Genomic DNA, 25,711 nt, shown 5'->3' with positions numbered 1-25,711 from the left:
GCGCAAAAAATGATTGTATTGATCGCGTTATTAGCGGGCATCATTTTTGGTTTGGGGTTGATTGTGGGTGGCATGACCAACCCGGCTAAAGTGCTGGCTTTTCTGGATATTATGGGAGATTGGGATCCCTCACTGGCATTTGTCATGCTGGGGGCTATTGCCGTCGGCTTTTTTGCCTTCAGGGCCGCCGCCAGAAAACCTGTAAGTCTGTTGGGAGTGCCGGTGCAATTGCCGGGAACCCGCCTGATTGACCGTAAGTTATTATTGGGTGCCGTGCTGTTTGGCGCCGGCTGGGGAATAGCCGGTTTCTGCCCTGGTCCTGCAGTCACCTCGGTCTTCACTGGAGGCGTCGCTGTCTGGCTATTTGTCGCCAGCATGCTGGCAGGGATGGCCCTACATACGCTGGGAGTACGTCGCGGCTGGTTGTGACAGCATTATTCTTTTTGCCATAATTTACGGTAACGCCACAGCGTGGTGCGGCCAATCCCGAGCTGCTTGGCTGCTTGCGTCAGGTTGCCCTGGCAGTCAGCCACCGCCTGCAAGATGGCTGCTTCTGACGGCGTCTGGCGTCCAGATTTTGCGGGTTCCGTGACCGCCGTCTGATGAGGAGCTGGCTGTGTTTGTAATTCTGGCGGCAAGTCTCCCACGTCTAATTGTTTGCCATCCGACATCACCAGTGCGTAATTCAACACATTGCGTAGTTCGCGCACATTGCCCGGCCAGTCGTAGGCCAGCAGTTGCTGCATCGCGGCTGCGGTCACCACAGGTAATTGTTCCCCGGTAAATTGCTGTTTCAGGAAGTGACGCAGTATCAGCGGAATATCCTGTTTACGGGCCTGTAAGCTGGGTAAGAAAATCGGCACCACACGCAAACGGAACAGCAGGTCCTGGCGGAAGCGCCCGGCCTTGACCTCTTCACGCAAGGCTTTATGGGTGGCGGCCACGATGCGGACATTGGCCTGCATGGGTTGCGTTCCACCCACTGGCAGATATTCACCGGTTTCGAGTACGCGCAAGAGTTTGGCCTGTAACTCATACGGTAACTCGGCAATTTCATCCAAAAACAGCGTGCCCCCCTCAGCGCGCCGAAACAAGCCTTGGTGATCGCGAATGGCGCCGGTGAAAGCGCCTTTGACATGCCCGAACAATTCACTTTCCAGCATGCCCGCATTGAGGGTCGCGCAGTTGATGGCGACAAAGGGTGCGCGGTGACGCGGACTCTCGCCATGAATGGCGCGTGCCACCAATTCTTTGCCGGTGCCGGAGTCGCCACGGATCAAAACAGGAATGTCCGTCGCCGCCACGCGCCGTATCATGTCAAAGATTTTATGCATTTCCGGTGCGTGACTGATCAAACCATACTTTTCCCCCAGCGATGATTGTTCCACTGATTTTGCCTGGTCGGGCTGTTGCGGAAGCAGAATTTCCAGGCCGCCAGCAAATGCGTCGCCCTCTTGCTCGTAGGCCATGGCATATTTCAACACTGCCTGCCGGGTGCCATCCACCCGATGCAACAACAATGGTACGCCTTCTACCTTGCCGGATTCGGTCAAGCCGCAGCTACGCATACATTGCTCACAACGGTTAGCGGTCAGGCAGTTTTCGCCCAGCAGTGATTGCTGTTTGAAGCCGAGCAACTTCTCTGCGCCTGGACTCCAGTAGCTGATGCGCTTGTGTGCGTCTACGGTAAACACGGCAGCGTCCGGCATGATCAAGGAGATCATGCGGGCCAGGGATTCACCTTGGGCACGGGAGAGGCCTGCATGGTGACTGAAAAAATCAGGAGTCGTCTGTTCCATTATAGGCATTGAAACGTTCCACTGTGGTATCGGTGTTCCATTGAAACACTATTTTCGGGGTAATGCAAGCAAAAAAGAGTATAACTATCTGATTTTAATAGAGTTATATTCTTAATGAAACATTGGCACTCCTTTTGCTCAAGACAAGTGTCGTTTTAAGGAGAGCCATCATGATATTTGAGCAGTTTTTTGAGCCCGATAGCAGTACTTTTACTTATCTTCTCGGTTGCGAGCACACCAGGCAGGCGGTGCTGATTGACACTGTGGAGTGCGATGTTGAGAAGTATGTGGCTGCCTTGCAAAAGCATGACCTCACCCTCGTTTATACGCTGGAGACCCACGTGCATGCCGATCATGTCACGGCGGCGGACACCTTGCGTAAACGGCTGGGTAGCAAAAGTGTGGTGCACCGTGATGCAGGTGCCATGTGTGGTGATTTGCTGGTGACTGATGGCATTCATGTGCAGGTGGGTAGCATAGACATTGAGGTGCGTTACACCCCAGGGCATACCAATGGCTGTGTCAGCTACTACGTGGGCGACCGTATTTTTACCGGCGATGCTTTGTTGATCGGGGGCTGTGGCCGTACTGACTTTCAGCAAGGCAATGCGGGGCAGTTGTATGACAGCATACACAAGCAGATTTTCAGTTTGCCGGATGAGACCTTGATTTACCCCGGTCACGATTACAACGGCAACACTGTCTCTACGGTCGGTCAGGAAAAGCTTGAAAACAAGCGCTTGGGTGGCCAGAAGTCGCGTCAGGAGTTTGTGGAAATCATGGCGAATTTAAAGCTGGCGTATCCAAAACAGATTGATGTTGCCCTGCCAGCCAACCAGGCGTGCGGCAATATTGCGGTCAAGCAATCTGCCTGATGAAACTGGCCCAGTATTTTCCGGTTCTGCGTTGGGGGCGGGATTATAAACCGCAACAAGCATTGCATGATTTGACCGCGGCTGTGATCGTCACCTTGATGCTGGTGCCGCAAGCCCTGGCGTACGCCATTCTTGCCGGTTTGCCGCCTCAGGTGGGGCTGTATGCCAGCATGTTGCCCCTGGCCGTGTATGCCCTGATGGGTACCAGTCCCACCCTGGCAGTGGGGCCCGTGGCAGTGGCCGCGTTGATGACCGCCAGTGCCATTGCCCCTTACTCGGCCATAGACCCGGCCCTTGGCATACAGGCTGCCATCATCCTCGCCTGCCTGTCAGGCATATTTCTGGGGCTGACAGGTTTTTTGCGGCTGGGCTTCCTGGCCAACTTCCTGTCGCATCCCGTGATTGCCGGTTTTATCAGTGCCGCCAGCCTGCTGATTGCCAGCAGCCAGCTCCCAGCATTGCTAGGCATCAAGGGAAGTGGTGACAATATGCTCAGTCTCTGGCAGGGCATTCTTCAGCATGCCAGCCGAGCCCATCTGCCTACAGCCATCCTTTCCGGCCTGACTATCCTGATACTGGTGGTAAGCAGGCAATATGGCGTTCGCCTGTTACAGGCCATGGGGTTAATGCCTTTTTGGGCGCAGGCAATGTGCCGCTCCGTGCCAGCCATGCTGGTGATTGTTGGCATCCTTGCCGTGCAAGGGGCGTGTACATGCATGCAAGGGGTGGCAACGGTAGGTGACATTCCGGCAGGCTTGCCTGCACTGACATTACCTGCAGGGGCATACACCATGTGGCAATCATTGCTGATGCCTGCCATCTTTATTTCCATTGTCGGCTATGTTGAATCCATTTCCGTGGCACAGAGCCTGGCCATGAAACGGCGTGAGCGTATAGATCCAGACCAGGAGCTGATCGCCCTGGGCGCGGCAAATCTGGCGGCCAGTTTCACGGCCGGTCAACCAGTCACTGGTGGTGTTTCGCGCTCGGTCGTCAATCGGGATGCGGGTGCCGAAACCCCAGCCGCCGGCCTGTTCACTGCGCTAGGCATGCTACTCGCCACCGTGTTTCTAGCTGGGTGGCTGAGTCAGCTGCCACGCTTTATTCTGGCCGCTACCATCATTGTGGCTGTCATGAGCTTGTTCGACTGGCGGATGTTTGCCGATAGCTGGCGCCGCAACCGAAGTGACTTTATTGCTTTACTCATGACATTCACCATCACGCTGCTGGTGGATGTGGAGCACGGCATCAGTGCGGGCGTGTTGATCTCGATTGCCATGCATGTATACCGTAGCAGTCGTCCACATATTGCCGTGGTGGGGCAGGTGCCCGGCACCGAACATTTCAGAAACGTTACTCGGCATGCGGTCAAAGTCTGCCCCGATGTAGTGACCTTGCGCGTGGACCAGAGTTTGTATTTTGCCAATGCGCGCTATCTCGAACAAAAAGTGTTGGAAGTCGTGGCAGACAACCCGTCCGTGAAGCATGTGATCCTCATGTGCTCAGCGGTCAATGAGGTGGATGGCAGTGCACTCGAAGTGCTGGAAGCCATCAATCAACATTTATCTGCCCTCAAAATTGGCTTTCATTTGTCCGAGGTCAAAGGGCCGGTGATGGATATGTTGCAACATTCCACACTGAGGCAGCAGCTCAATGGCAAGATTTATCTCAGCCAGTATCAGGCCTATGCAGCGCTGGCCTGTCATTAAGAAGAATATTTTGATCAACAGCAAGGAGGCAGTGATGGCAGATAACATCAATCAGTTCGAGCGATATTTAAGAGTGATCGTTGGGGGAGGCTTGTTGCTATGGACGCTGTTTTTTGAGGGGGCAGCCTGGGGCTGGCTGGGTGTTGTGCCTTTAGCGACCGGGCTAATTGGCTGGTGCCCAGTGTACTCCCTGTTTCGCAAGTAGCGCATCCGTTAATTTTTTTCCCACAACCAGCCCTGTTTGTTGCATGGGCGCCGGACTCCACCACACCCATGTGCTGCAAAATGATGACCTAAGGCCGGAGTGAAGATTTTAGAATCAATACCGACGCTTTGCCAAACCCATAAGAGGTTGTGATCAGGCTGGCAAACAGGTACACCTGGAACAGCATGGGTGGAGGTAATTCAGGATTGTCCAGCGACGGAAAAATGGACATCAGCAGGAAAAGGCTGGAATTGGTAAAGGCCCCGATGACCATGGCCCAGCGTACCGTCCAGGGCAAGCGCACGCGGGAGGCAGCAATGCCTAAAATCAACGCTGTCATGAGCAGGAAATCAATATGTGCCTGCAACAAGCGGGTGAATTTTCCGGCAAATATTGTTTTGAGTGGCGTCACGCCAAAGTTCAAGCCTACCATGCACCATGCCAGTAATAGAGCCATCAATAGCCAAAGGGCCGCGCCGCTGAGCAGCATACGATGTTCCGTGTCACTGGATTTATGATCAGTCATACAGCCTCCTATTTTCCATCATTGGATTTATTTTTTAAGCATAAAACATTGCTTTGCTCTGGCTTGATTGTGCCGGAGTCAAAACTTGACTGAAACGGAGGTTACTCACTTGCCTAGACCATGAGTTATGACTTAATCTGGGGGCAGGAAAGGAGGCAGTATGCAAACCAGGCAGCGGGAGACAGAAAGTGGTCGCCGGTTTAGTACCGAAGATATCCAGCCCTGGCATCGCAAGGCTTGGCTATGTGAAGTCATCGGCAGGGAATATGCTGAGGTTGAAATCATACCGCCTGCCGACATGCCACTCTTCAATGAAATGACGCTTTATCCCTGGCAGGATTTGCAGTTATCCGTCATCCGTTCCAATGGCATTACTATTCAGCGTGGTACGCGCGAGATCAGCCAGGCCAGCCTGGATAATTATTTTGCGGTAGTGTTGCTTGAGGGGACTTACAGCTTGCAACAGCAGGGACGGGAGGTGTTTCTGCAACCAGGAGATATGACGCTTTATGATGCCACGCGGCCGCATCGCATTTATTGTCCCCAGGCATTTTCAAAATTGATCGTTTCTATTCCTCGCTCGGTGATGCATCAGGTACAGCCAGCCGCCGGGCATTTAACGGCCATGCGTATGGATGGAAGGCAAGGCCTAGCCGCAGTCCTCTCGCCATTGATCCGTCAGGTTGCTGCACAGTTGCCACAACTTTCCGGTAACAGCTTTGCCGCCAGTGCTCCCAGTGTGGTCGATTTGCTGGGATTAAGTTTGCGTGAACTGGATGGCTCGGGGTTGGCGCAATCTGGCAGTGCTGCAGTGTCGTTGCTCAAGGTCAAGCAATGGATAGTTGATCATGTGCAGGATGGCGAGCTTAATAGCGACATCATTGCAGCAGCGACCGGTCTCAGCAGTCGCTATATTAACCAGCTGTTTGCACTGGAGGGCACGTCGCTGATGCGGTATGTCTGGCAACAACGATTGGCCTTGAGCGCGCAAAGCCTGACACGTCCGGCATGGCGTCACCGCAGTATTTCCGAGATTGCACTGGCCTGCGGCTTCAATGATTTTTCGCATTTTAGCCGCGCTTTCAAACAGCAGTTTGGCGTATCGCCGCGCATCTACCGGCAACAATCCCTGTCTTGAATGTGCAGCGCATGCCAGCATGTCGAGAGGTTTTTCGGTACTGGAACTCATCAATCGTCTTATGTATTTGTCAGTGCACTGGCCGGTCAGCGATAAAAATTTAACAGAGTTAAATCTTTTGATGAATAACAGATCACCAAGCATACATACAGTAGTGTATGTTAGTATATTTATCTTAAATGGACGCTACGGTTCCAGCTGCATCAACAATCATTCAACAAGGAACAATCCCTATGAAACTGAATATCAATGGCAAGGATACAGAACTCAATGTGAGTGATGATATGCCTATTTTGTGGGCAATCCGGGATGTGGCGGGCATGACAGGCACCAAGTTTGGCTGTGGCATGGCGCAGTGCGGCGCCTGTACGGTGCATCTGGATGGACAGGCGATCCGCTCCTGCGTGACGCCAGTCAGTGCAGCCATTGGCAAGAAAATCACTACCATAGAAGCCATGCAGGAAGATAAGGTCGGGCAGGTGGTGCAGGCAGCCTGGCAGCAGATTGATGTCGTGCAATGCGGTTACTGCCAGTCTGGGCAGATCATGTCAGCAACCTCGTTATTGAAACAGAATCCTAAACCCAGCGATGCTGATATTGATGCCGCCATGAGTGGCAATATCTGCCGTTGTGGGACTTACCAACGCATCCGGGCAGCGATTCACGAAGCCGCTGCCAAACTCGCTTAAGGAGAGACACCATGAACGATATGATCAATCTCTCTCGTCGTACCTTCATCAAAAGCACTGCGCTGGTGGCCGGTGGCCTGGTGGTGGCATTCAGTATTCCGCAAGCCAAACGTTTTATGGGTGTAGCCAATGCTGCAGAAGCCATGCCGCTGCCTGCACCCAATGCTTTCTTGCGTATAGGCGCGGATGATAGTATCACTGTATTGCTGGCCCATAGTGAAATGGGCCAGGGCGTATGGACCACCTTGCCGATGCTGATTGCCGATGAGCTGGATGCAGACTGGAACAAGGTGAAGGTGGAGCATGCCCCAGCAGCCCCGGCGTATATCCATACCGCGTATGGACTCCAGATTACAGGTGGCTCTACAACCACCTGGTCAGAGTTTGATCGTTACCGCCAGGCAGGTGCACTGACACGTGCTTTATTGATGCAGGCCGCGGCCAAACAGTGGAATGTCCCTGTGGATAGCTTGCACACTGAAAACGGTGCCGTGGTTAACGGCCAGAAAAAGTTGAGCTATGGTCAACTGGTGGAGACTGCCAGCAAGCTGCCAACGCCGACCACAGTCACCCTCAAAAAACCCGAACAATGGAAGTTTATTGGCAAAGCCACCAAGCGCCTGGATAGTGCAGAGAAAATTAATGGCAGTGCCAAGTTTGGTCAGGATATACAGTTTGAGGGCCTGAAAATCGCCATGGTGGCGCGTGCCCCTGTGTTCGGTACCAAGCTCAAAAGCGTGGACGACAGTGAAGCGCGCAAAGTACCAGGGGTGATCAAAGTGGTCAAAGTACCTACCGGGGTCGCCGTGATTGCTGAACATTACTGGGCCGCCAAACAAGGTCGCGAAGCACTCAAGTTGGAATGGGACCTGGCAGGACATGACAAACCCGATTCTGCTGTCCTGTTGAAACAATACCAGGCCCTGGCGCAACAGCCCGGCGTGCAGGCAGCCAAAGCCGGTGATGTTGCCGGTGCCAGCAAGCAGGCCAAACATACGGTGAGCGCAGAATATGTGTTGCCATACCTGTCACATGCGCCTATGGAACCATTGAATTGCGCGGTAAAAATTTCGGACCACGGCTGCGATATCTGGACCGGGACCCAGATGCAGACCACAGACCAGGCTTCTGCAGCCAAGATCCTGGGTCTCAAACCAGAACAGGTCAACATCCATACCCAATTCTTAGGCGGCGGTTTCGGTCGCCGTGCCAACCCGCGGGCGGATTTTGTGTCTGAAGCGGTGGAGGTGGCTAAAGCCGCCGGATTACCTGTGAAAACAGTATGGAGTCGTGAAGATGACATCAAAGGCGGCTTTTATCGCCCGATGTTTTTGCATCGCGCCAATGTGGCATTAGATAAGCAAGGCAAGCCGTTGGCATGGCAGCATAAGCTGGTCGGGCAATCCATTATCAAGGGCACCCCGTTTGAAGGCGTGATGATTAAAGACGGCATTGATGCGACCTCGGTGGAGGGCGTGGCAGATTCGCCATACGTCAAGGGCACGGCCAACCACCAGGTGCATCTGCATTCGGTGCCAAGTGAAGTACCAGTGTTGTGGTGGCGTTCGGTCGGGCATAGCCATTCCGGGTTTGTCATGGAAAGCCTGATCGATGAGCTGGCGCATGCCAGCAAGCAGGATCCACTGACTTACCGACGCCAGCTGCTCAAAGATCATCCGCGCCATCTGGCTGCGCTCAACCTGGCTGCCGACAAGGCCAATTGGGGTAAACCACTGCCTGCCGGGGTATCCCGCGGCATTGCTGTGCATGAATCGTTTGGCAGCTATGTGGCGGAGGTAGCCGAAGTGTCGGTGAAAGACGGCGAGGTCAAGGTGCATCGCGTCGTTGTCGCGATTGATTGCGGCCTGGCGGTCAACCCTGATGGTGTGAAAGCGCAGATGGAATCTTGTGTGGCTTTTGCCTTGGGCGCTGCCCTGAGCAGTGAAATCAGCTTCAAGGATGGTCAGGTCGTACAGTCCAACTTCCATGACTACCAGGTGTTACGCATGAAAGACATGCCCAAAGTTGAGGTGCATATTGTGCCTAGCACAGAAAAAATGGGCGGTGTTGGCGAACCTGGCGTACCGCCTCTGGCACCTGCGGTGACCAATGCCATCTTTGCTGCTACTGGCAAGCGTATCCGCCGCCTGCCAATTGGCGACCAACTGGCTTAGGTGCGATGCAATCGTCTGATTGGGAAGTGCTGCAACGTGCCAGTGAATGGCTACAACAGGGTTACCGTGCACACCTGTTCACGGTGATCCAGACTTGGGGGTCTGCACCACGGTTACCGGGGGCCATTCTTGTGGTACGTGAAGATGGCCATCTGGTGGGTTCTGTGTCGGGCGGCTGCATTGAAGATGATCTGGCTGACAAAGCCAGGCATCAGCAATTGCCCACACAACCTGCCATTCTGGAATATGGCATCAACCAGGCCGAAGCACAGCGTTTTGGCATTCCTTGTGGCGGGCAACTCAAGATTTTTGCCGAGCCGCTGGCGCATGCCACACAACTGGCACCCATGCTCGAAAGCCTCACGCAACGCCGCTTGTTAAAGCGCTCGGTGCATTTGCACACCGGCGAGGTGCGTCACACCATGGTGTTGCCTGAAGGCATGCCTTACATGGAGGATGACTGGTTTCACAGTTACTTTGGTCCGCAATGGCGCTTGCTGATTATTGGCGCCAACCAGTTGGGCTCAGTGCTGGCGGCGATGGCGCAAGCGCTGGATTTTCATGTCATGATTTGTGACCCGCGTGAAGAAATGCGTGCTGAATGGCATGTGGAAGGCGCTGACTGGCTACCCGGCATGCCTGATGATGTGGTGCTGGACATTGCGCCAGACACGCACACTGCGATTGTTGCCGTCACGCATGACCCCAAGCTGGATGATATGGCCTTGCTCGAAGCGCTGAAATCAGAGGCTTTTTATATTGGTGCACTGGGGTCGGTCAAAAACCAGGAAAAGCGCAAGCAGCGTTTGCGCAGTTTTGACCTCAGCGAGCAGGAAGTGAACCGCCTGCATGGGCCGGTCGGGTTGCGCATCGGGAGCCGTACCCCGGCTGAAATTGCGGTCTCTATCCTGGCCGAACTGATCCAGGTGCGCTCGCAATTGCAACAGGCGGGTGTCGCGCAAATGACAACGCGTGCCGTTGCCTGATTCAGCCAAAATCTGCAGGCGTATCAATGTCCTTTAAAATGCCGGGATCCTGGCATTCCAACTGCAATATGTCGGCTTGATGCGCACGTAATACCTCACGCGCGCCCTGGTCGCCTTCAATCGCCAGTAATTCAGGTATCAAGCGCGAAGCAAAGGCGACCGGATGCCCAGGTTGTCCCTGCATGACTGGCTGCACAATACTGGCCCTGGCCAGTCCGGCGGCCACCTGCCTGATGGTTTTCGCCTGAATGTATGGCATGTCCGCCAGCGCAATCACCAGGCCAGTCATGTGTGGAAAAGCAGATTGTGCAGTCAATATCCCCAGTTTCAGGCTGTCTGCCATCACCGCATGTTGCATGTGGCAAAGCACTACATGGTAACCCAGGGCGGCCAGGCTTGCAGTGAAATCGGGGTCACTCTCACGTACCACAGCAATCGCTACAGGCAAGGCAGCAATCAGCGTTTTTGCCGAATGTATTCCTATCATTTCGCCATTGGCTAACCGTTGCGTGAGCTTGTTTTGGGGGCCAAAGCGGCGTGAAAAGCCGCCTGCAAGCAGGACGCCTACGGTGGATAAGGGGACAGGGCTGGCAGCTAGCATATTTTTATCAGGATCACTGGTCAACAAAGCCTGCCACAGGCGCGTTTAAGCAGGCTGATCATTCGTTTATCCGGGAGAGTCTAAGATGGTTTCTAAACGTTTATATTACAGCCTGTTGCTGAGTTTGCTCTGTTTTCCTGCGTATGTGCTGGCAAATCTGGCAGCAGGAGATTATGAGTTCGCCGTCAACGTCAATGGGGATAAACGTCCTTACCTGGTGCACATCCCCACTCAATCGCAAGCGGGCCAGGCGTTGCCCATGGTATTGGCCTTGCATGGCGGACTGGGCAATATGCATGTACAGGCCAGCGAGCGGTTTTACCACCAAGTGTCTGCGGCAGAAAAATACGGCTATATCGTGGTGTTTCCCAACGGCTACAGCCGTTTGCCAGGTGGCAAGTTTGCCACCTGGAACGCAGGCCTTTGCTGTGGACCTGCCGTCAAGAAACAAAGTGATGATGTGGCGGTGATCCGTGCCATCATTGAGGACATGCAGCAGCGCGCCAAGGTCGATGCAAAACGTATTTTCGTGGATGGCATGTCTAACGGCGGCATGATGAGCTATCGTTTGGCTTGCGAGTTATCTGGCACAGTCAGTGCCATCGCCGCGGTGGCGGGCACTGACAATACGCAGCGTTGCCAACCTGCCAAGCCGGTGGCGGTATTACATATACACGCCAAAGATGATGACCATGTGCCATTCGAGGGCGGTAAAGGCCAGCAATCAATGGCAGATGTGAGTTTTAATTCCGTGCCTGCCACTATCCAAAAGTGGGTGGAAATCAATCAGGCTAACCAACAGGCGGAACGCATTCTGGAGGTGCCAGGTGCTTACTGCGAAATTCACCGTGGCGGCCTGGCCCCTGTGCAACTATGTGTCACAGAAACCGGCGGCCATTCCTGGCCTGGCGGCAGCAAGCCTCGCGGGGGGCAGGCCGGTTCCAGCGCCATTTCTGCCAATGATGTCATCTGGCAGTTTTTCAATGGTCAGGGCCGCTAGTCACCATAAATTAAAATGGGATGCTGTAACCTACATAGGCCAAGGGCTGGATTCTGGTTTCGGTAATCGGGCTGTCATTTTGCTCACTGCTGAGGCGTGTGACAAATGCGCCAAACAGCAAAGAATGATCTTTAAAGGCAGGCATCATGCCATTGATGCCAAGCTGCCACTCAACGCCTGAACCTGCTCGGTAAAACGGCCGGTTGGGGGTAACTTCATCGCGGCGTACACCAAAATAGTAGTCATTGAATTTCTGGCTGTTCCAGGTTACCCCAACCAGCCCGTTCAGGCGTAGTTGCGGTGAGCGGATCAGGCTCTTGATATATTGCACCTGGAACTGCTGGCCATCGCTGTTACCGCTGGCGTCAGTCGTCCATTGCGCATTAAATGTGCCATAGTCGGTTTGCCAGCGTAGCAGTGGGCCGACAAAAATTGAAAAGTCCCTGTCGTCCATGCCGCGCGTGCGGTCGCCTTTGCTGGCATCCCAACCAAACTTTGCTTCGGCCGACAAGCCAAACCGCAAACGCTGGTCCTCACTGTCCAGCAACCAGACGCCTGCCTGCAAAGCGTTGATAAAAAAACGGTCACCGTAGTTGGCATTGATGATCGGTAACACCAGCGCACGGTATTCGTCCGAGCCGGAAGTCTTTGGTAGGACACCGAGGCCAATACCATACAGGTTTTGTGACCTGGGCACCGCGGTTTCGGTTTGACGGTCTATGCGCGATTCTGCAGTGGCAGTATTGCTCTGTAACGTCAGGGCCAGGCAGGCACCTGCCAGAAGATAAGCATGATATGGGGTCATTGTGTGTATCCGTAATTATTATATGCAGCTTGCTTGAGCAGTCTATCAGGGATTTAGTTCCCACATCACTGGCATCCATTTTTTAACTGGTCAAAAACCAAAAGGATTCATCATTGTCACATCGCTGCAAACTGGAGAAATCAACATGCGATCAGCACATATTCAACTAGCCAAAACCTTGGCTTTTATGGGCGCACTGCCCTTTATTGGCGCAGTTGTCGCGCAATCACTGGGCATGGCGCATTATCACAGCGGTTACCTTGCCCTGTCATATGGTGCCGTCATTATCTCGTTTTTATGTGGCATTCACTGGGGTTTATTTTTAAGCCATGCCCACGAAATCCGGCTGAATTTGCTGGTGAGCAGTAACCTGTTAGCGGTGATTGCCTGGGCTACGCTATTTTTTGTGGTCCCGGTGACGCAATACCTGGTGCAAATTGCAGCCTTTATTGTGCTATGGCTGATTGACCGCAGACTGGTCGCCGAGGGCGTGATTGAGCGCTGGTTTTACCAGTTGCGTAAGCAAGTCACCATGTTAGTGCTGCTTTGTTTGTGCGTGATGCTGGTGTTGCAATTTTAGCGTCGGGTCAGCTTAAGGAGTGGCCTGCCGCAGTGTCAGGATTTGTTGTGCGACTTTTTCGCCTTCTGCCGGATCTATCGCCTGGATGCCTGGCTGTAGTGACTCAAGCGTCGCCAGATCTTTTTGCAGGAAGGCCACTCGTGACAAAGCCAGCAAGGCATCATAATCCCGCTGGTTTAGCTCATATGCCCGTTTTAAATCTTGTTCGGCCTGGGCATAGTGTTGCAAGCCCTCTTCTGCGAGGCCGAGAAAATACCAGGCATCGGCAGAGGCTGGTTCTTTTTTAGACCACTTGGCCGCAATTGTTTGCAGTGATGGCCAGTCAGCATTTTGATAGGGGAGGACGACTTGCATAAAGTAAGGGCGCTCTTCCAATGGCAGCGCCCAGAAGGGAACATCATTGGTTTTCAGGGAAGTGACTTCTGGTGCCTCCATGAGCTCCTTGATCCACTCCACGGGCAAGCTGTAATAAAACGCTTGATGCCCAGGACTCTTAAAAGTGGTCAGGCCAATCAAGTTGAAATTCTGGTCAAACAGTGCGCCGCCGCTAGACCCCATGTAAAAAGAGGCATTTGAGCGCACAATCAGGCTGCCATCAAAGGGATAAATGCCCTTGATCGCACCATAAGAAATCTGTGGTACGGGCGCCCCTGCCGGAAAACTCATGCTAAAGACCTCCTCCTCATATTGCAGACTTTTGCTGTCCCGCATGGGGATAGGTTTGAACGGTAAGGGATCAAACTTGAGCAGGCAGACATCCCGTTTCCAGTTGGCTTTCAAGGCAATCGGCTGATAGCCATCCCTGAACTTGGCAATATTGACGCCTTTGCTATTGGCAATCACATGACAGTTGGTGGCGACATATTCCGGACTCACAACCACGCCGGAACCTCGCCCGTTAGAGCCATCTGGCAGGTCAGTGGTCACCATGACAATTGAGTGGCCAAGCTCCAACGTATCTACAATTGTAGGTTGCGCCTGGGCATCGGCAATAGTGAATAACACGATAGGAAATAGCAGTAATGGCTTCATCAAGTGTCCCTTATTAAGCGGAAATCGGGAGCATCATGCACCCGACTTCTCGTCTGACCAACTTTGCGCGTAAATGTTTTATGCGGCAGCTATTTGTAAAGATTTTCTGACAGCTAAATAAGCGCTCGCCTACTTATTCTGTCAGACCCAACCTCTACCATATGCGGAGAAAGGAAATAAAAATGCGACATACAAAATCCTATATGGTCCCAAAGCTGGTCTGCCTGAACGTGCTGGCATTGATGATGTTCTCCTTTGAACACACTACTACTGCGAATGACCAGCCTTTAATGAAAAACGCCAAGGTTAAACAACCTGTCCCTGCTGACCAGGGTGCCTTCATGCAAGCATCTGTCACTGCATCTGCGGCTGAGCCACAGCAAGCGATCAAAGTGGACAGGCCGATGTCAGTGAAAAAAACAGCCGCGTATAAAAAACCTACGCAGCATTATTCCAGATTGAAGACCCAATCCATGTTGATTAAGGCAACATATACAGCAAACTCTGCTGTGGATTGTTGCTTCCGCGGCAATCGCACCTAAGTCTTTATTTAAACCACTACATTTAAACCTGTGCAAAAGCCTCCATCTGGAGGCTTTTTTGTTGCAGGTGTGGGAAAGAGGCAATACACTCACGGGATATTTGTCGCAACAATCATTCGAAAATATTCTATAAAGAAAAACTTATGTTCAAGTCCTTTTTTCCCGATTCCCGCTGGTTCTGGCCTTCAGTCATCGTCTGGTCTGTGATTTGCTGCGCTGTATGGTTTGAATATTCTACCGTCATGGGTACGACATTCGGCTTTACCATGTCCGAAGAACCCCCTGTCATCGGCCTGGGCCACTTTGTCACCGATTCATTCAAGCTGTTTTATGCTTATTATGCGGTGAGTGTCGCCTTGTTCGCCCTGTTCTGGTTTAAGTTCAAGCCTAGCCGCTGGCAGTGGTGGTCCATTGTCGGCTCGGCGTTTATTTTGTTCTCCACCTATTACTCGGTGCAGGTATCGGTGGCACTGAATAATTGGCGCAGACCCTTTTTTGATGCGGTACAGGCGGCGTTATCTCCCAACTCTAAAGTGACGACCACTGAGTTATATACCTTGATGTTGCAGTTTTCAGAAATCGCTTTTGTAGCGATTTTTATCTATGTGATTACCCGTTTCTTTGTCAGCCACTATATTTTCCGTTGGCGCACGGCCATGAACGACTTTTATACCAGCCAATGGCCGCAGGTGCGTCGTATTGAGGGTGCTTCCCAGCGTGTGCAGGAAGATACCATGCGTTTTGCCACCATTATGGAAGGCTTGGGCGTTTCCATGGTAGAGGCGATCATGACGCTATTTGCGTTCTTGCCTGTGCTATGGAGCCTGTCTTCTTACGTCAGCGAGTTGCCCGTCTTTGGTGCGGTACCTGCGCCCTTGTTTACTTCAGCCATTGCCTGGTCAGTGTTTGGGACGTTACTGCTCGCGGCCGTAGGGATCAAGTTGCCAGGACTGGAGTTCAGGAACCAGCGTGTAGAAGCGGCTTACCGCAAGGAGCTGGTCTACGGAGAGGATAATGCGGAGCGCGCGCAACCCGCTACCTTGAAGGCGCTGTTTGCGGATGTGCGTAAAAATTACTTCCGCCTGTACTTTCACTATATGTACTTTAATGTGGCGCGCAGCCTGTATCTGCAGGCTGACAATATCTTTGCTTACCTGATCCTGGTGCCAACCATTGCCGCCGGTAAAATCACCTTTGGTATCCTGCAGCAAATCCTGACCGCGTTTTCACAGGTCAGCAATTCGTTTCAATATTTGGTCAATTCCTGGACCACTATCGTTGAGTTGTTGTCGGTCTATAAACGGTTAACGGCTTTTGAGGCAGCTATCAAGCATGAAGCCTTGCCAGAAATAGAACACACAATGGCCTGATGAATCCTTATGCTAAAAACAGCAGTGACCAGCGTTACCTGGTCACCTGCTGCAAGTGATCAAATTTGGGCCGCTGGTCACGCATGAATTCTGACAGCGCTTCCTCAGATAGCGGTCGGCTGTAATAGTATCCCTGGCCGACATCGCAGCCACTGTGTAGCAAAAAGCGATGCTGGTATTCGGTTTCTATGCCTTCAGCCGTGACTGATTTATGCAGGCTTTTGCCGAGGTTGATCAATGCCAGCAAAATGTTGCCATTGGTGACACTTTGTTCCAGATCCTGCACAAAGGCCTTGTCGATTTTTAATTCGTCGATAGGGTAGTTTTTGAGGTAGGCCATGTTGGAATAGCCAATACCGAAATCATCAATGGCAATACATACGCCCAGCCGTTTCAACTGCTCCAGCGTGCGCGTAAACATGGCTTCATCTTTGAAGCGTGCATTTTCCGTGACTTCCAGTGTGATCAGATGTGGCGGTACACGCTCTTGCCGCAACACGCGCTGCACCGTTTCTACCAGGTTGCCACGCAAGAATTGTATGGGTGATACGTTGATGGCAATCGGTACCAGGTAGCCCCATTCCGTCTGCATGGACTTGATTTTCTGGCAGGCGGTTTGCAGAACCCATTCACCAATCGCAAGAATATGACCAGTTTCTTCCGCCACCGGGATAAACTGGTCGGGCGGGATCAAGCCTTTTTCCGGGTGTTGCCAGCGAATCAGGGCCTCCAGTGCACTGATATTGCCGTGCTGCATATTGATTTGCGGCTGGTAATACAACATCAGCTCCTGCCGTTGCAAGGCATGGCCAAGGCCATATTCAATTTCGTTGCGTTCGCCCAGTTGTTGAGCCAGCACACCGCTGAACATCTGTACCTTGTTTTTGCCGGCATTTTTGGCACTGTATAGGGCCGAGTCGGCACAGGTGAGCAGGCTATCAATTTCTTGGGCGTGGTCAGGGTAAATGCTAACGCCAACGCTACAAGTCATATTGAAAACATAGTCGCCAATTGCAATCGGTTGTGAAATGGCTTCCATCACGCGTTCCAGCAAAGGTTCGGCATCTTCAGCAGAGCGCAGCCCCGGGTAAAGCATGACAAATTCATCGCCGCCAAAGCGCACAATGGCATCCGTGGGACGAGTGCTTTGAATCAGGCGCTGGGCCACATTTTCCAGTAGCTTGTCACCGGCACGATGTCCCAGGGTATCGTTAATCAGTTTGAAGTGGTCCAGGTCGATAAAGGCAATCGCAATTTTGCGTTGCATTTTATCTGCTTCAGCAATCAGGCTGGCCAGCTTGCCGCTAAAAGCATGACGGTTAAGCAGACCGGTCAGATTATCTGTCACCGCCAGTTGGCGGATTTGCAGTTCATGGTTTTTACGTTCAGTAATATCTTCTACTGTGCCTTCGTAATAAAGGATGTTGCCGTCTGCATCATACACAGCATGTGCATTCTCCGAGATCCAGATCGCGCCGCCATCGAGACGGTAAACCTCCGATTCAAAGTTCTGTACCCGGCCTTGAGTCTTGATGGCTTCAGTAAACTCACCACGGCGTGCTTCGGAAACATACAACTGGCTGCTGATGTTATTGAGGTCGCTGATGAGGGCAGCAGGGGAGGCATAACCATACAGTTTGGCCAGGGCAGGATTGGCGTTAAGGTAGGTGCCTGACTCTGTGGTCTGGAACATGCCCAGCGTGGAGTTTTCGAACATGGAGCGGTATTTTTGCTCGGTACTAAATAACTCGTGTTCTATCCGTTTACGGCTGCTGATGTCTTGAATAATGCCTTCTAGCGCCACCGGTTGCCCAGCTGGGTCAAGCACTGCACTGCCACGTTCGGCAACCCATATCACTTCACCATCTGCGCGGATAATGCGGTACTCGAGTTCAAAACGCTCCCCTTTTTTGATGGCTTCTGCAATAGTAGCCCTTGCTTTCTGCCTGTCTTCAGGATGCGTAATATTTTCGTAGGAAATTTCTTTGTTGAGCAGTAAGTCATGTGCCGGATAGCCCGTCAGGCTATCGCAGCCCTTGCTGACATAAATCATGGTCCAGCTGTTGTCATACAGGCAGCGGTAAATCATGCCATCCAGATTGTCCAGCAGGGTATCCAGCAATCGCTGTTGCTGTGCTGTCAGTAAGGATTCCAGGATCTCGTTTTGCATGATGCCAAGAATGGTCGTCTGGCTATTCATCAGGCGTATACCCGCTCTTCAGGCTGGGTACGACCCGTCAAAACTTTTTCCCATAGGCTGCTGGCAGTGATCAGTGTCAGCATGCTGTGCTGGGCCAGATTTGCAATGGCAACGCCAGGATTGTTGCTGGCCCCTCTGAAAAAGGTATTCATGGGCTGGATCTGCTGAGTAGTCAAATAGGGAATTTCACCCAGTGCCGATACAAACACGCCGAACTTGAGGGAATGGTCTTTGTCTTCTATGACGACAATTTGCCGGTAATCGGTAAAGTAATGCGGATGTCCAAGCATGCGGGCCAGGTCAATCACCGGGATCACACCGTCGCGATAAGTATGCATGCCGGCGATAAAAGGTGCTGACTCCGGCAATGTGCGTAATTGTTCTTCATCGATGGCCTCGCGTACAAACCGCGCCTCAATGCCCAACCAGGAATCACCTACATAAAAGGTGGCATATTCCTGGCTCTCCTGTCCGGACTGTGAGAACAGACTCGGGTTGAATTTATTATGGATTACTTGCGCTTCGGCATGAATGCGCTGGTTAATTTCATCCACTTTGCCCAACGGTGTGAAGATCAGGGCGACGACCTTGTTGCGGTAGCTGTCCTGTTCGCTCTTGAATTCACGGTAACCGTAAGCTGCACGCGCACCCACCGCATAATAAGTGTTTTGGTAAACCGCAATATCAAACAGTTGGTCACCTTCTTTGAGTTTGGTGATGCCTGGCATCAGCTCAAACGTATCGCTGATGTTGAAGTCGGGGTGTGTACTCGCAATCACACTGAGCTGCTCATTCACAAATAAGGTGAAGCTGCCCTTGACGGACGTATCTGTCTTGTCGCGCGGAATCACATCCCGCAACATGGCCTGGAACTGGGGTGTGCTGTCGAAGACGATGGCGATGCCGCCAACGATGCTGTTGCCATCCAGGTGGCGGATAGGGGCGGCGTAAATATAGGTCGGTTTGTCACTGTAGAGAGGGGTTGGTTCAAACTGCGAAACAACATAATCTTGCGTGGAGCTGCAGCTACGCGTTCGACCGACCCATTCATCGGCCAATGGCTGACCAACCAAATGGGCATATTGCATATTTGATACGGCCATGACTTCGCCCTTGCGATCAAAGATGATTAGGTTGTCATAAACCGTGTACAGGCTGTTGATGTGGCGTAAGACTGCCGTCATTTTGCTTTTATCTTCATCAGCCAGGTGACTCTGTGCCAGTATTTCCCTGAATACATGTGTGAGTGCCCACCAACGTACATCATTGGCACGCTCGTACAAGTTGCGGTCCATGATTTCTACCGCCAGCTGCGCATAAAAACTGGAGTTCTCCAGCATGACGGAGACCACCGTCTGGTACAGCTCAGACACCATGTTTTCAATGATCTTCTGCGTTTTGTGACCCGTATGGCTGATCTCCGAAAGCAGGCTTTTGGAGAAGTTTTTCTGCTGCGTATTCACATAATTGCTTTGCCAGATATTACCGTTCCATACGGATTGGTTGAGTTTGCTCTGGATGTTGGCTGCCTGTTTGGGGATATTGAGCAGGCTTTCGGAAAAAATCAGCGGGCTACGCATGACTTTGCGTAGGGTGTCCGCATCAATGTTGTTGACGGTGTCGTGTATGCTCTGGTTAAACGCATGTTCTAGAGGAATCATGGCCTGGCCCAGCCAGCCCGGCCCCTGGTAGCCCTGATAGCCTTCAGACTGCTTAGTGACACACAGGTATTCCCGGCCACTGAAGCGGGTGATAAACCAATCGGTATCAGTATCTACACATAGATTGATCCCGGGGGGGATCTGATACGGATCGCTGGAAGCGATCACATTGCGCTCTTCATCAAGCAGGACGCCTATGGTCCAATCATTGGGGGAAATCAGGTTGCGGAAAATAGTATCCAGCTCGTTGACGAATTTAAAGCACAGGCAAAGGACCCCTAAAGAACGGCTGTCATCCTTGCTACGTACTTCGTGCGCATACACCAGTGATTTACGCATCCTGCCATTGATCTCGGTTTCATAAAAGCGCTCCACATAAGGTTCTGTGGATTGCTGCGCCATTTCAACAATCGGATGGTAATGGAATAACGTGGTTTGCGTATCATCCAGCTGATGTAAAAGATGGCCTTGCGCATCAAACAGCACAATATTCTCGTAAACCGTATATTTCTTCTGGTACTCTTGGAAGCGAAACTCTATCCGGTGCTGATCTCCTGCGTCCAGGCTATCCGCAGCCTGCATCTCCAGATATTCCCGTACGTCATCATCGGTGGCGAAAAAGCCAATGTCAGCCGTCCGCTCAAACAGGTTGCGGACGAGCAGGTTAATAATCTCAAATGCTTTGGAAGAAAGTTGCGCTGCGGTTTTATGCAGGGTTTCTTGAGACAGGTGGCGTAATACATCATTCGAAATCGAATTGAATGCGCTGCGGGTTTCTTCCATCTCAGACCCAGTGCCAGACAGCTGGGCCATCAGTGCCAGGCTATCCCATGCATGTTGCAGTTGGTAAATGTGGGTTCGAAAATCATTGACCTTCTTGAAGTGGTTAGCTAAATCCTCAGTTAAAGGTTGCGGGTGCATCTATTATCTCTTCTCTATACTTAATTCGTTAATGCTGGTGATTACCATAAGGCGTAGAGCAAGAATGGTTCCCGTTTTCATAGGTCAAATTGCAAAACAATGGCAAGAAAAATGCTTTTATTGCAATATGAAGGCCATAAATGCGTCTAACCTGGCGTAAAAATCGCTTATCAATCCCTGAATTGGCAGCGAACTCCCTTCTTTTTTGCAAAATTGATTTTTCTGTGCATTTTTAAGGTGCATCAATCTCCAAAATAGTGCGGAATCTGGCAAAGTCATCTTATCAACCGCGATAGCGCTTTTTAGCCTTTTTTGAGATCAGTTTCGATGATCAATACCATGATTGAAATTCACAGTGTGTCTGATGCCATTCGGGATGCGGTGGCGCCAGTGTTTTTGTTAACCGGCATAGGCTCTATCCTCGGCGTGTTGATTGGCCGCCTGGGCCGTTCGATAGATCGTGCTCGCTTTTTGACCGATGTACCGGAGGAGAAGCGCGAGCGTTTTAAGGATGAGCTGAAGATTATTGTGCGACGGACCAAATGGCTGCGGCGGGCGATTGGGCTGGCCACCTTTGCGGCATTGTGTATTTGTGTATCGATTGCGAGTATGTTCATCTCGGTGGAGACCGGCCTGCGGTTGCCGCACCTGGTGATGGTTTCCTTCATTATTTCCATGGCCTCGCTTATTCTGGGCCTGCTATGCTTTTTACGTGAGATCGTACTGGCTTCGCGCGAAGTGATCGTGCCTTTTCAGCAGCAAGAAAAGTCAGAGCGGCATTAGCGATAAAGCGCGCGTATGACGTCGGTCTGGGTGAGGATACCGACCAGCTTATTGGTGTGGTCAACGACAGGCAGCAGCTGTAAATGATGGCTGGTCATGAGCGGGATAGTATGCATGAGGTGCATATTTTCGGAGATGGTCAGGGCGGGCGTGGTCATGATCTGCCCAACGACTTCCGGTTTGTCGCTGTGCGTGGTTGGTGACCAGCGGATCAGGCGCTTGAGTGCAGGTGCCACTTCGCGGTAGCTTTCTGCCTTGGCATGGCGTACAAAGTCGGAAACACTGAGCAGGCCAATTACCAGTTGTGCCTTGTTTACCACCGGGATGGCGGGCTCTGTCTGTTTGAGAATCACTTGCCATGCCATTTCCAGCGCATCTCCAAACTCGAAAGTGGTGGTCACCGGCCGCATGATTTGCCGGCACTCAATGGCTTCCAGTTTGCGTTTGTAGGCGATGAGTTCGGTTTTCTCCAGCAGACTTTGTAGCTGTTCGGGGTTGATGTCCAGCACTTCGTGAAATTGCCCGAGCGCTGCTTGCAAATCCTCCTGCTTAAAGCCGAACTGGTAATGCATGTGCGTCGGTGTATTGGGTGTATGGTCATGATGCACGGCAGGATAACGGTAGCCGGTCAAGGTGTGGTAGAGCCAGGCCGCCAACACCAGTAATGCACTGTTTGCCAATACCGGCCACCAGACAAAGTCATAGCCCAACTGGTGAATGGCATCCCCACCCAATACGGCGGTCAATGCCACTGCACCACTGGGAGGGTGCAAACAGCGTAACGCAAACATTAGTCCAATGGCTGTGAGCATGGCCAATGCCGCCGCCAATACTAATTGGTCAGCTAGCAGTTGCGTAAAAAATACCCCAGCTAATGCGGCAACAGTGTTCCCGGCCAGGATGGCCCATGGTTGCGCCAGCGGGCTGGAAGGCAAGCAGAACAGAATCACGGCAGAAGCGCCCATGGGTGCGATCAGGAAGACCACCCCATGCCAATCGCCAGAGACGGCGGCCATAGAGATCAGGCCGGTAGACAAAATCCCTAATCCCGCCCCTGTGGCTGCCCGCGCATAATCGCGCAGGGTGCCAGTCATGCGTTGAGGCCAGTAAGGCTTCAGGAAAGACGGTAAATCTGCCATTGCGTGTCTAAAAAGCAAAAAACGCAGTGTATCACGACAGGCAATGGATTCAGTTTTCGTCAGCCACTGCCAGGCAATGGATGCCGATACAATCAGGATACAAAAACAGTGAAACTTCGAGGCAACTTTATCGCTCATATGCGCAGAAACCGCTGTTTGATAGCGGGATGCATTGACTGATACGCAAGAAAGGAAATTGTGATGCAAGCATTTTTACAATCCAGGATCACCCATTGGGTGACTGTTCCACTGGCCGTGGCAGCCTTGTTTGGCGCCGGTTATTGGGTCAAGGGCGATACGCTGGTGAATAATGCGCAGGCGACCGCGCCCGTTTCAGCAAAAACCATGACCGCTCCCAGTGCTTATATTACCTTGCCTAACTTCGCCAGTATTGCGAATAGCCAAGGGGCGGCTGTGGTCAATATCAGTGTGACGGGCACGGTGAAAACGGCAGGGATTCCGGGCGTTGATCCCAATGACCCGATGTTTGAACTGTTCCGCCGCTTCCAGCCTAATCTGCCGCAAACCGAAACACCAATGAATGGCTTGGGTTCAGGGTTTATCGTCAAGTCTGATGGCGTGGTGCTGACCAATGCCCATGTCGTCGATAAGGCGGATGTCGTCACGGTAAAACTGTCTGATAAGCGCGAGTTCCAGGCCAAAGTGGTGGGCGTAGATAAATTGACCGATGTTGCCGTGTTGAAGATTGATGCCAAGGATTTGCCAACAGTGAATATCGGCAGTACCAAAAATAGCAACGTTGGTGACTGGGTGGTGGCGATTGGCTCCCCGTTTGGCTTTGAGAATACAGTCACGGCAGGGATTATCTCGGCCAAGTCACGTGCCTTGCCAGATGAAGGCTATGTGCCATTCCTGCAAACGGATGTGGCCATCAACCCCGGTAATTCCGGGGGCCCGCTGTTTAACCTGAATGGCGAGGTGATCGGGATTAACTCGCAAATTTATAGCCGTAGCGGAGGGTATCAAGGCCTGTCGTTTGCCATCCCAATTGATGTGGCGATGAACATTGAGCAGCAATTATTGGAAACAGGTAAAGTCAGCCGTGGTCGCCTGGGTATCGGTGTGCAGGCGATCAACCAGGATTTGGCGACCTCCTTTGGGTTGAAGTCGCCGAGTGGTGCGCTGGTCAGCAACATCGAAAAAAATGGTCCGGCAGATAAGGCGGGCCTGGAACCTGGTGATGTGATTGTCAGCTTCAATGGCCAAAGCATAGACCGTTCAAGTGATTTGCCACCCATGGTGGCCAGTGTGAAACCTGGCAGCACGGTTAACATTGAGGTTTGGCGCAACAAGCAATTGAAAAAATTGTCTGTACGTGTGGCCGAAATGCAAACGGCGCAGGCTGGGCCTGCAACATTGCCGGATAGCCAGCAACCTAGTTTAGGGGTAAGTGTGCGTCCTTTGACTTCGCAAGAGTTGGCACAAACACAGCTCAAGCAGGGCTTGTTGGTTGAGGAAGTGGCTAAAGGCCCTGCTGCCGCAGCAGGCATTCAACCCGGCGATGTGATTTTGGCGGTGAATGGCGATCAGGTGAAAAGTGTGGCGCAATTGCGGGATGAGTTGTCTAAAAATGGAAAGAACGTGGCACTACTGGTGATGCGGGGTGAAAGCAAGATTTACGTCCCGGTCAAGATAGGCTGATTTTTGCGTGTGTAATCCTTAGAGCCTTGCCCCGCGATCGCGGGGCTTTTTTATGGACACTTCTAGAAATTCAAATTTCGTCGCGATACGGCGTTGCGCATACAGTGTGTTAAGCAGGCCATGCGTGAAACGCATGCTGGCAAATTTTTAATCGTGCCTTATCTGGCTTAGCAATTTGAATTTATAGAAACGCCCTGATGCGTGAATCAGCAGATTATTTTGATACGCTTCAGTTTTGATCGGTAGAATAACAATATGCAGACATTCCAGATTACGCCCATCCACAACGAAACCTTGCGAGCGGCGCTTGTCCAACGCATCAACCAGAAAACCAAACCTTTGGGTGCGCTTGGCCGCCTTGAAAGCCTGGCGATGCAGCTCGGGCTGGTGCAGCAAACTGAACATCCTGTGTTGCAGCAGCCAGCCATGCTGGTATTTGCCGGAGACCATGGCATTGTGGCTGAAGGCGTCAGTCCTTATCCGCAGGCAGTCACCGCACAAATGGTGCTCAATTTTTTAAATGGCGGCGCAGCCATCAATGTGTTTGCCCGGCAGCATGGATTTGATCTGCATGTCGTGGATAGTGGTGTGAATGCTGTACTGCAGCCACATCCAATGCTGATTGATGCCAAGTTGGGCATGGGCACAGCCAACTTCTTGCAACAGCCAGCCATGACCACTGCGCAATGTGCAGAAGCGATTCGCACCGGGGCCGAGATTGCGCGTGATGTGGTGATGCAGGGCACGAATGTACTGGCGCTGGGCGAAATGGGGATAGGCAATACCTCCAGTGCCAGTTGCCTCATGAGTGTGTTGTGTGGGCAGCCTATGCACCAGTGTGTGGGGCGCGGTACCGGGCTCAGTGACAAGGGCTTGCAACATAAACTGTCAGTCCTGACCTCAGCCTTGCAGCATCATCACGTTTCCGGTGATGATCCCTTGCAAGTACTGGCCGTATTTGGCGGCTTTGAAATTGCCATGATGGTAGGCGCTTTACTGGCTGCGGCAGAGGCCAGGGCCACACTCCTGATTGATGGGTTCATTGCAACTTCCGCTTTGCTGGTGGCAGCCAAACTCTATCCGCAAGTAGTGGATTATTGTGTGTTTGCACATTGTTCGGATGAAAGCGGGCATCGCATGATGCTGGATCATCTCAAGGCTCAACCTTTGTTGCACCTTGCCTTGCGATTAGGCGAAGGCACGGGCGCGGTGCTCGCTTATCCCTTGCTGCAGTCATCCGCCGCTTTCCTGCATGAAATGGCCAGCTTTGACAGCGCTGGCGTCAGTGGGCAAATAAAGTGAGGGTCATCAAGT

23 protein-coding genes are annotated in these 25,711 nt (G+C 52.2%); 15 read left to right on the top strand and 8 right to left on the bottom strand.

Annotated features, from left to right (window positions below):
* Positions 1-9: 9 nt before the first annotated feature.
* Positions 10-429, top strand: coding sequence for a DUF6691 family protein (locus F463_RS0109305; protein ID WP_018986810.1), 420 nt, complete (start codon positions 10-12; stop codon positions 427-429).
* A gap of 5 nt (positions 430-434) precedes the next feature.
* Here the strand turns inward: F463_RS0109305 and F463_RS0109300 are convergent, their stop codons facing one another.
* Complete coding sequence (locus F463_RS0109300) at positions 435-1,808, bottom strand: sigma-54 interaction domain-containing protein (RefSeq protein WP_018986809.1); 1,374 nt, start codon at positions 1,806-1,808, stop codon at positions 435-437.
* 161 nt (positions 1,809-1,969) lie between these two features.
* Between F463_RS0109300 and F463_RS0109295 the strand changes: the two genes are divergently transcribed.
* Genes F463_RS0109295 through F463_RS14245 form a run of 3 tightly spaced genes read left to right on the top strand, consistent with a single transcriptional unit; the run spans position 1,970 to position 4,588 of the window.
* Positions 1,970-2,674, top strand: a complete 705-nt coding sequence (locus tag F463_RS0109295) for an MBL fold metallo-hydrolase (RefSeq protein ID WP_018986808.1) — start codon at positions 1,970-1,972, stop codon at positions 2,672-2,674.
* On the top strand, positions 2,674-4,383 hold the full coding sequence (locus F463_RS0109290; RefSeq protein ID WP_018986807.1) for a SulP family inorganic anion transporter: 1,710 nt from the start codon (positions 2,674-2,676) through the stop codon (positions 4,381-4,383). The genes F463_RS0109295 and F463_RS0109290 overlap by 1 nt, the downstream gene beginning before the upstream one ends.
* A gap of 34 nt (positions 4,384-4,417) precedes the next feature.
* Entirely contained in the window at positions 4,418-4,588 is a 171-nt protein-coding gene (locus tag F463_RS14245; RefSeq protein WP_081620815.1) for a YgaP family membrane protein, read from the top strand.
* An 88-nt stretch (positions 4,589-4,676) separates the two neighbouring features.
* On the opposite strand, the gene F463_RS0109280 is transcribed toward F463_RS14245, so the two are convergent.
* Positions 4,677-5,114, bottom strand: a complete 438-nt coding sequence (locus F463_RS0109280; RefSeq protein ID WP_018986805.1) for a hypothetical protein — start codon at positions 5,112-5,114, stop codon at positions 4,677-4,679.
* Positions 5,115-5,274: 160 nt separating this feature from the next.
* On the opposite strand from F463_RS0109280, the gene F463_RS0109275 reads away from it, so the two are divergent.
* The 4 genes from F463_RS0109275 (at position 5,275) to F463_RS0109260 (ending at position 10,101) form a co-directional block, all read left to right on the top strand.
* Positions 5,275-6,252, top strand: a complete 978-nt coding sequence (locus F463_RS0109275) for an AraC-like ligand-binding domain-containing protein (protein ID WP_018986804.1) — start codon at positions 5,275-5,277, stop codon at positions 6,250-6,252.
* Between the two features lie 233 nt (positions 6,253-6,485).
* Positions 6,486-6,941: a (2Fe-2S)-binding protein gene (locus F463_RS0109270; RefSeq protein WP_018986803.1), complete on the top strand. Its 456-nt coding sequence runs from the start codon at positions 6,486-6,488 to the stop codon at positions 6,939-6,941.
* 11 nt (positions 6,942-6,952) lie between these two features.
* Positions 6,953-9,115: a xanthine dehydrogenase family protein molybdopterin-binding subunit gene (locus F463_RS0109265; RefSeq protein ID WP_018986802.1), complete on the top strand. Its 2,163-nt coding sequence runs from the start codon at positions 6,953-6,955 to the stop codon at positions 9,113-9,115.
* A gap of 5 nt (positions 9,116-9,120) precedes the next feature.
* Positions 9,121-10,101 carry an XdhC family protein gene (locus F463_RS0109260; RefSeq protein ID WP_018986801.1) on the top strand — a complete coding sequence of 327 codons (981 nt, stop codon included), beginning with the start codon at positions 9,121-9,123 and terminating at the stop codon, positions 10,099-10,101.
* Between the two features lies 1 nt (position 10,102).
* Here the strand turns inward: F463_RS0109260 and F463_RS0109255 are convergent, their stop codons facing one another.
* Positions 10,103-10,726 carry a nucleotidyltransferase family protein gene (locus F463_RS0109255; RefSeq protein ID WP_245545202.1) on the bottom strand — a complete coding sequence of 208 codons (624 nt, stop codon included), beginning with the start codon at positions 10,724-10,726 and terminating at the stop codon, positions 10,103-10,105.
* Between the two features lie 61 nt (positions 10,727-10,787).
* Between F463_RS0109255 and F463_RS0109250 the strand changes: the two genes are divergently transcribed.
* A complete protein-coding gene (locus F463_RS0109250; RefSeq protein ID WP_018986799.1) occupies positions 10,788-11,702 on the top strand; it encodes a CE1 family esterase in 915 nt (304 codons plus the stop codon).
* Between the two features lie 10 nt (positions 11,703-11,712).
* Here F463_RS0109250 and F463_RS0109245 read toward each other — a convergent pair whose 3' ends face one another.
* Positions 11,713-12,507: a MipA/OmpV family protein gene (locus F463_RS0109245; RefSeq protein WP_018986798.1), complete on the bottom strand. Its 795-nt coding sequence runs from the start codon at positions 12,505-12,507 to the stop codon at positions 11,713-11,715.
* Between the two features lie 145 nt (positions 12,508-12,652).
* On the opposite strand from F463_RS0109245, the gene F463_RS0109240 reads away from it, so the two are divergent.
* Positions 12,653-13,087: a DUF3429 domain-containing protein gene (locus F463_RS0109240; RefSeq protein WP_018986797.1), complete on the top strand. Its 435-nt coding sequence runs from the start codon at positions 12,653-12,655 to the stop codon at positions 13,085-13,087.
* 12 nt (positions 13,088-13,099) lie between these two features.
* On the opposite strand, the gene F463_RS0109235 is transcribed toward F463_RS0109240, so the two are convergent.
* On the bottom strand, positions 13,100-14,119 hold the full coding sequence (locus F463_RS0109235) for a trypsin-like peptidase domain-containing protein (RefSeq protein WP_018986796.1): 1,020 nt from the start codon (positions 14,117-14,119) through the stop codon (positions 13,100-13,102).
* 182 nt (positions 14,120-14,301) lie between these two features.
* Here F463_RS0109235 and F463_RS0109230 point away from each other — a divergent pair, with 182 nt between their 5' ends.
* Together F463_RS0109230 and sbmA are read left to right on the top strand one after the other, a co-directional pair.
* Positions 14,302-14,661 carry a hypothetical protein gene (locus F463_RS0109230; protein WP_026295465.1) on the top strand — a complete coding sequence of 120 codons (360 nt, stop codon included), beginning with the start codon at positions 14,302-14,304 and terminating at the stop codon, positions 14,659-14,661.
* A 143-nt stretch (positions 14,662-14,804) separates the two neighbouring features.
* Positions 14,805-16,031: a peptide antibiotic transporter SbmA gene (sbmA, locus tag F463_RS0109225; protein ID WP_018986794.1), complete on the top strand. Its 1,227-nt coding sequence runs from the start codon at positions 14,805-14,807 to the stop codon at positions 16,029-16,031.
* A 34-nt stretch (positions 16,032-16,065) separates the two neighbouring features.
* On the opposite strand, the gene F463_RS0109220 is transcribed toward sbmA, so the two are convergent.
* Both F463_RS0109220 and F463_RS0109215 read right to left on the bottom strand, forming a co-directional pair.
* Positions 16,066-18,231 (bottom strand): bifunctional diguanylate cyclase/phosphodiesterase, encoded by a 2,166-nt coding sequence (locus F463_RS0109220; RefSeq protein ID WP_018986793.1) that lies wholly within the window; start codon positions 18,229-18,231, stop codon positions 16,066-16,068.
* The gene (locus tag F463_RS0109215) at positions 18,231-20,813 is read right to left on the bottom strand and encodes a chemotaxis protein CheW (protein ID WP_018986792.1); all 2,583 of its coding nucleotides are present in this window, start codon (positions 20,811-20,813) and stop codon (positions 18,231-18,233) included. The genes F463_RS0109220 and F463_RS0109215 overlap by 1 nt, the downstream gene beginning before the upstream one ends.
* A gap of 339 nt (positions 20,814-21,152) precedes the next feature.
* Between F463_RS0109215 and F463_RS0109205 the strand changes: the two genes are divergently transcribed.
* On the top strand, positions 21,153-21,596 hold the full coding sequence (locus F463_RS0109205) for a DUF2721 domain-containing protein (RefSeq protein WP_033413350.1): 444 nt from the start codon (positions 21,153-21,155) through the stop codon (positions 21,594-21,596).
* Here the strand turns inward: F463_RS0109205 and F463_RS0109200 are convergent.
* Entirely contained in the window at positions 21,593-22,735 is a 1,143-nt protein-coding gene (locus F463_RS0109200; protein ID WP_026295463.1) for an HPP family protein, read from the bottom strand. The genes F463_RS0109205 and F463_RS0109200 overlap by 4 nt on opposite strands.
* Before the next feature lie 201 nt (positions 22,736-22,936).
* On the opposite strand from F463_RS0109200, the gene F463_RS0109195 reads away from it, so the two are divergent.
* Positions 22,937-24,397 (top strand): DegQ family serine endoprotease, encoded by a 1,461-nt coding sequence (locus F463_RS0109195; RefSeq protein ID WP_018986788.1) that lies wholly within the window; start codon positions 22,937-22,939, stop codon positions 24,395-24,397.
* Between the two features lie 255 nt (positions 24,398-24,652).
* A complete protein-coding gene (gene cobT, locus F463_RS0109190; RefSeq protein WP_018986787.1) occupies positions 24,653-25,699 on the top strand; it encodes a nicotinate-nucleotide--dimethylbenzimidazole phosphoribosyltransferase in 1,047 nt (348 codons plus the stop codon).
* The last annotated feature ends 12 nt before the right edge of the window (positions 25,700-25,711 follow it).

The organism is Methylophilus methylotrophus DSM 46235 = ATCC 53528, from assembly GCF_000378225.1.
Taxonomy (GTDB): Bacteria; Pseudomonadota; Gammaproteobacteria; order Burkholderiales; family Methylophilaceae; genus Methylophilus; species Methylophilus methylotrophus.
Note: the sequence above shows the minus strand (reverse complement) of the source record. Positions and strands in the feature narration are given on the sequence as shown.

Bases quoted from the DNA above. Each gene is read 5' to 3' on its own strand.
- F463_RS0109305 (WP_018986810.1), top strand. From the start codon at position 10: ATGATTGTATTGATCGCGTTATTAGCGGGCATCATTTTTGGTTTGGGG.
- F463_RS0109300 (WP_018986809.1), bottom strand. From the start codon at position 1,808: ATGCCTATAATGGAACAGACGACTCCTGATTTTTTCAGTCACCATGCA.
- F463_RS0109295 (WP_018986808.1), top strand. From the start codon at position 1,970: ATGATATTTGAGCAGTTTTTTGAGCCCGATAGCAGTACTTTTACTTAT.
- F463_RS0109290 (WP_018986807.1), top strand. From the start codon at position 2,674: ATGAAACTGGCCCAGTATTTTCCGGTTCTGCGTTGGGGGCGGGATTAT.
- F463_RS14245 (WP_081620815.1), top strand. From the start codon at position 4,418: ATGGCAGATAACATCAATCAGTTCGAGCGATATTTAAGAGTGATCGTT.
- F463_RS0109280 (WP_018986805.1), bottom strand. From the start codon at position 5,114: ATGACTGATCATAAATCCAGTGACACGGAACATCGTATGCTGCTCAGC.
- F463_RS0109275 (WP_018986804.1), top strand. From the start codon at position 5,275: ATGCAAACCAGGCAGCGGGAGACAGAAAGTGGTCGCCGGTTTAGTACC.
- F463_RS0109270 (WP_018986803.1), top strand. From the start codon at position 6,486: ATGAAACTGAATATCAATGGCAAGGATACAGAACTCAATGTGAGTGAT.
- F463_RS0109265 (WP_018986802.1), top strand. From the start codon at position 6,953: ATGAACGATATGATCAATCTCTCTCGTCGTACCTTCATCAAAAGCACT.
- F463_RS0109260 (WP_018986801.1), top strand. From the start codon at position 9,121: ATGCAATCGTCTGATTGGGAAGTGCTGCAACGTGCCAGTGAATGGCTA.
- F463_RS0109250 (WP_018986799.1), top strand. From the start codon at position 10,788: ATGGTTTCTAAACGTTTATATTACAGCCTGTTGCTGAGTTTGCTCTGT.
- F463_RS0109245 (WP_018986798.1), bottom strand. From the start codon at position 12,507: ATGACCCCATATCATGCTTATCTTCTGGCAGGTGCCTGCCTGGCCCTG.
- F463_RS0109240 (WP_018986797.1), top strand. From the start codon at position 12,653: ATGCGATCAGCACATATTCAACTAGCCAAAACCTTGGCTTTTATGGGC.
- F463_RS0109235 (WP_018986796.1), bottom strand. From the start codon at position 14,119: ATGAAGCCATTACTGCTATTTCCTATCGTGTTATTCACTATTGCCGAT.
- F463_RS0109230 (WP_026295465.1), top strand. From the start codon at position 14,302: ATGCGACATACAAAATCCTATATGGTCCCAAAGCTGGTCTGCCTGAAC.
- sbmA (WP_018986794.1), top strand. From the start codon at position 14,805: ATGTTCAAGTCCTTTTTTCCCGATTCCCGCTGGTTCTGGCCTTCAGTC.
- F463_RS0109220 (WP_018986793.1), bottom strand. From the start codon at position 18,231: ATGAATAGCCAGACGACCATTCTTGGCATCATGCAAAACGAGATCCTG.
- F463_RS0109215 (WP_018986792.1), bottom strand. From the start codon at position 20,813: ATGCACCCGCAACCTTTAACTGAGGATTTAGCTAACCACTTCAAGAAG.
- F463_RS0109205 (WP_033413350.1), top strand. From the start codon at position 21,153: ATGATTGAAATTCACAGTGTGTCTGATGCCATTCGGGATGCGGTGGCG.
- F463_RS0109200 (WP_026295463.1), bottom strand. From the start codon at position 22,735: ATGGCAGATTTACCGTCTTTCCTGAAGCCTTACTGGCCTCAACGCATG.
- F463_RS0109195 (WP_018986788.1), top strand. From the start codon at position 22,937: ATGCAAGCATTTTTACAATCCAGGATCACCCATTGGGTGACTGTTCCA.
- cobT (WP_018986787.1), top strand. From the start codon at position 24,653: ATGCAGACATTCCAGATTACGCCCATCCACAACGAAACCTTGCGAGCG.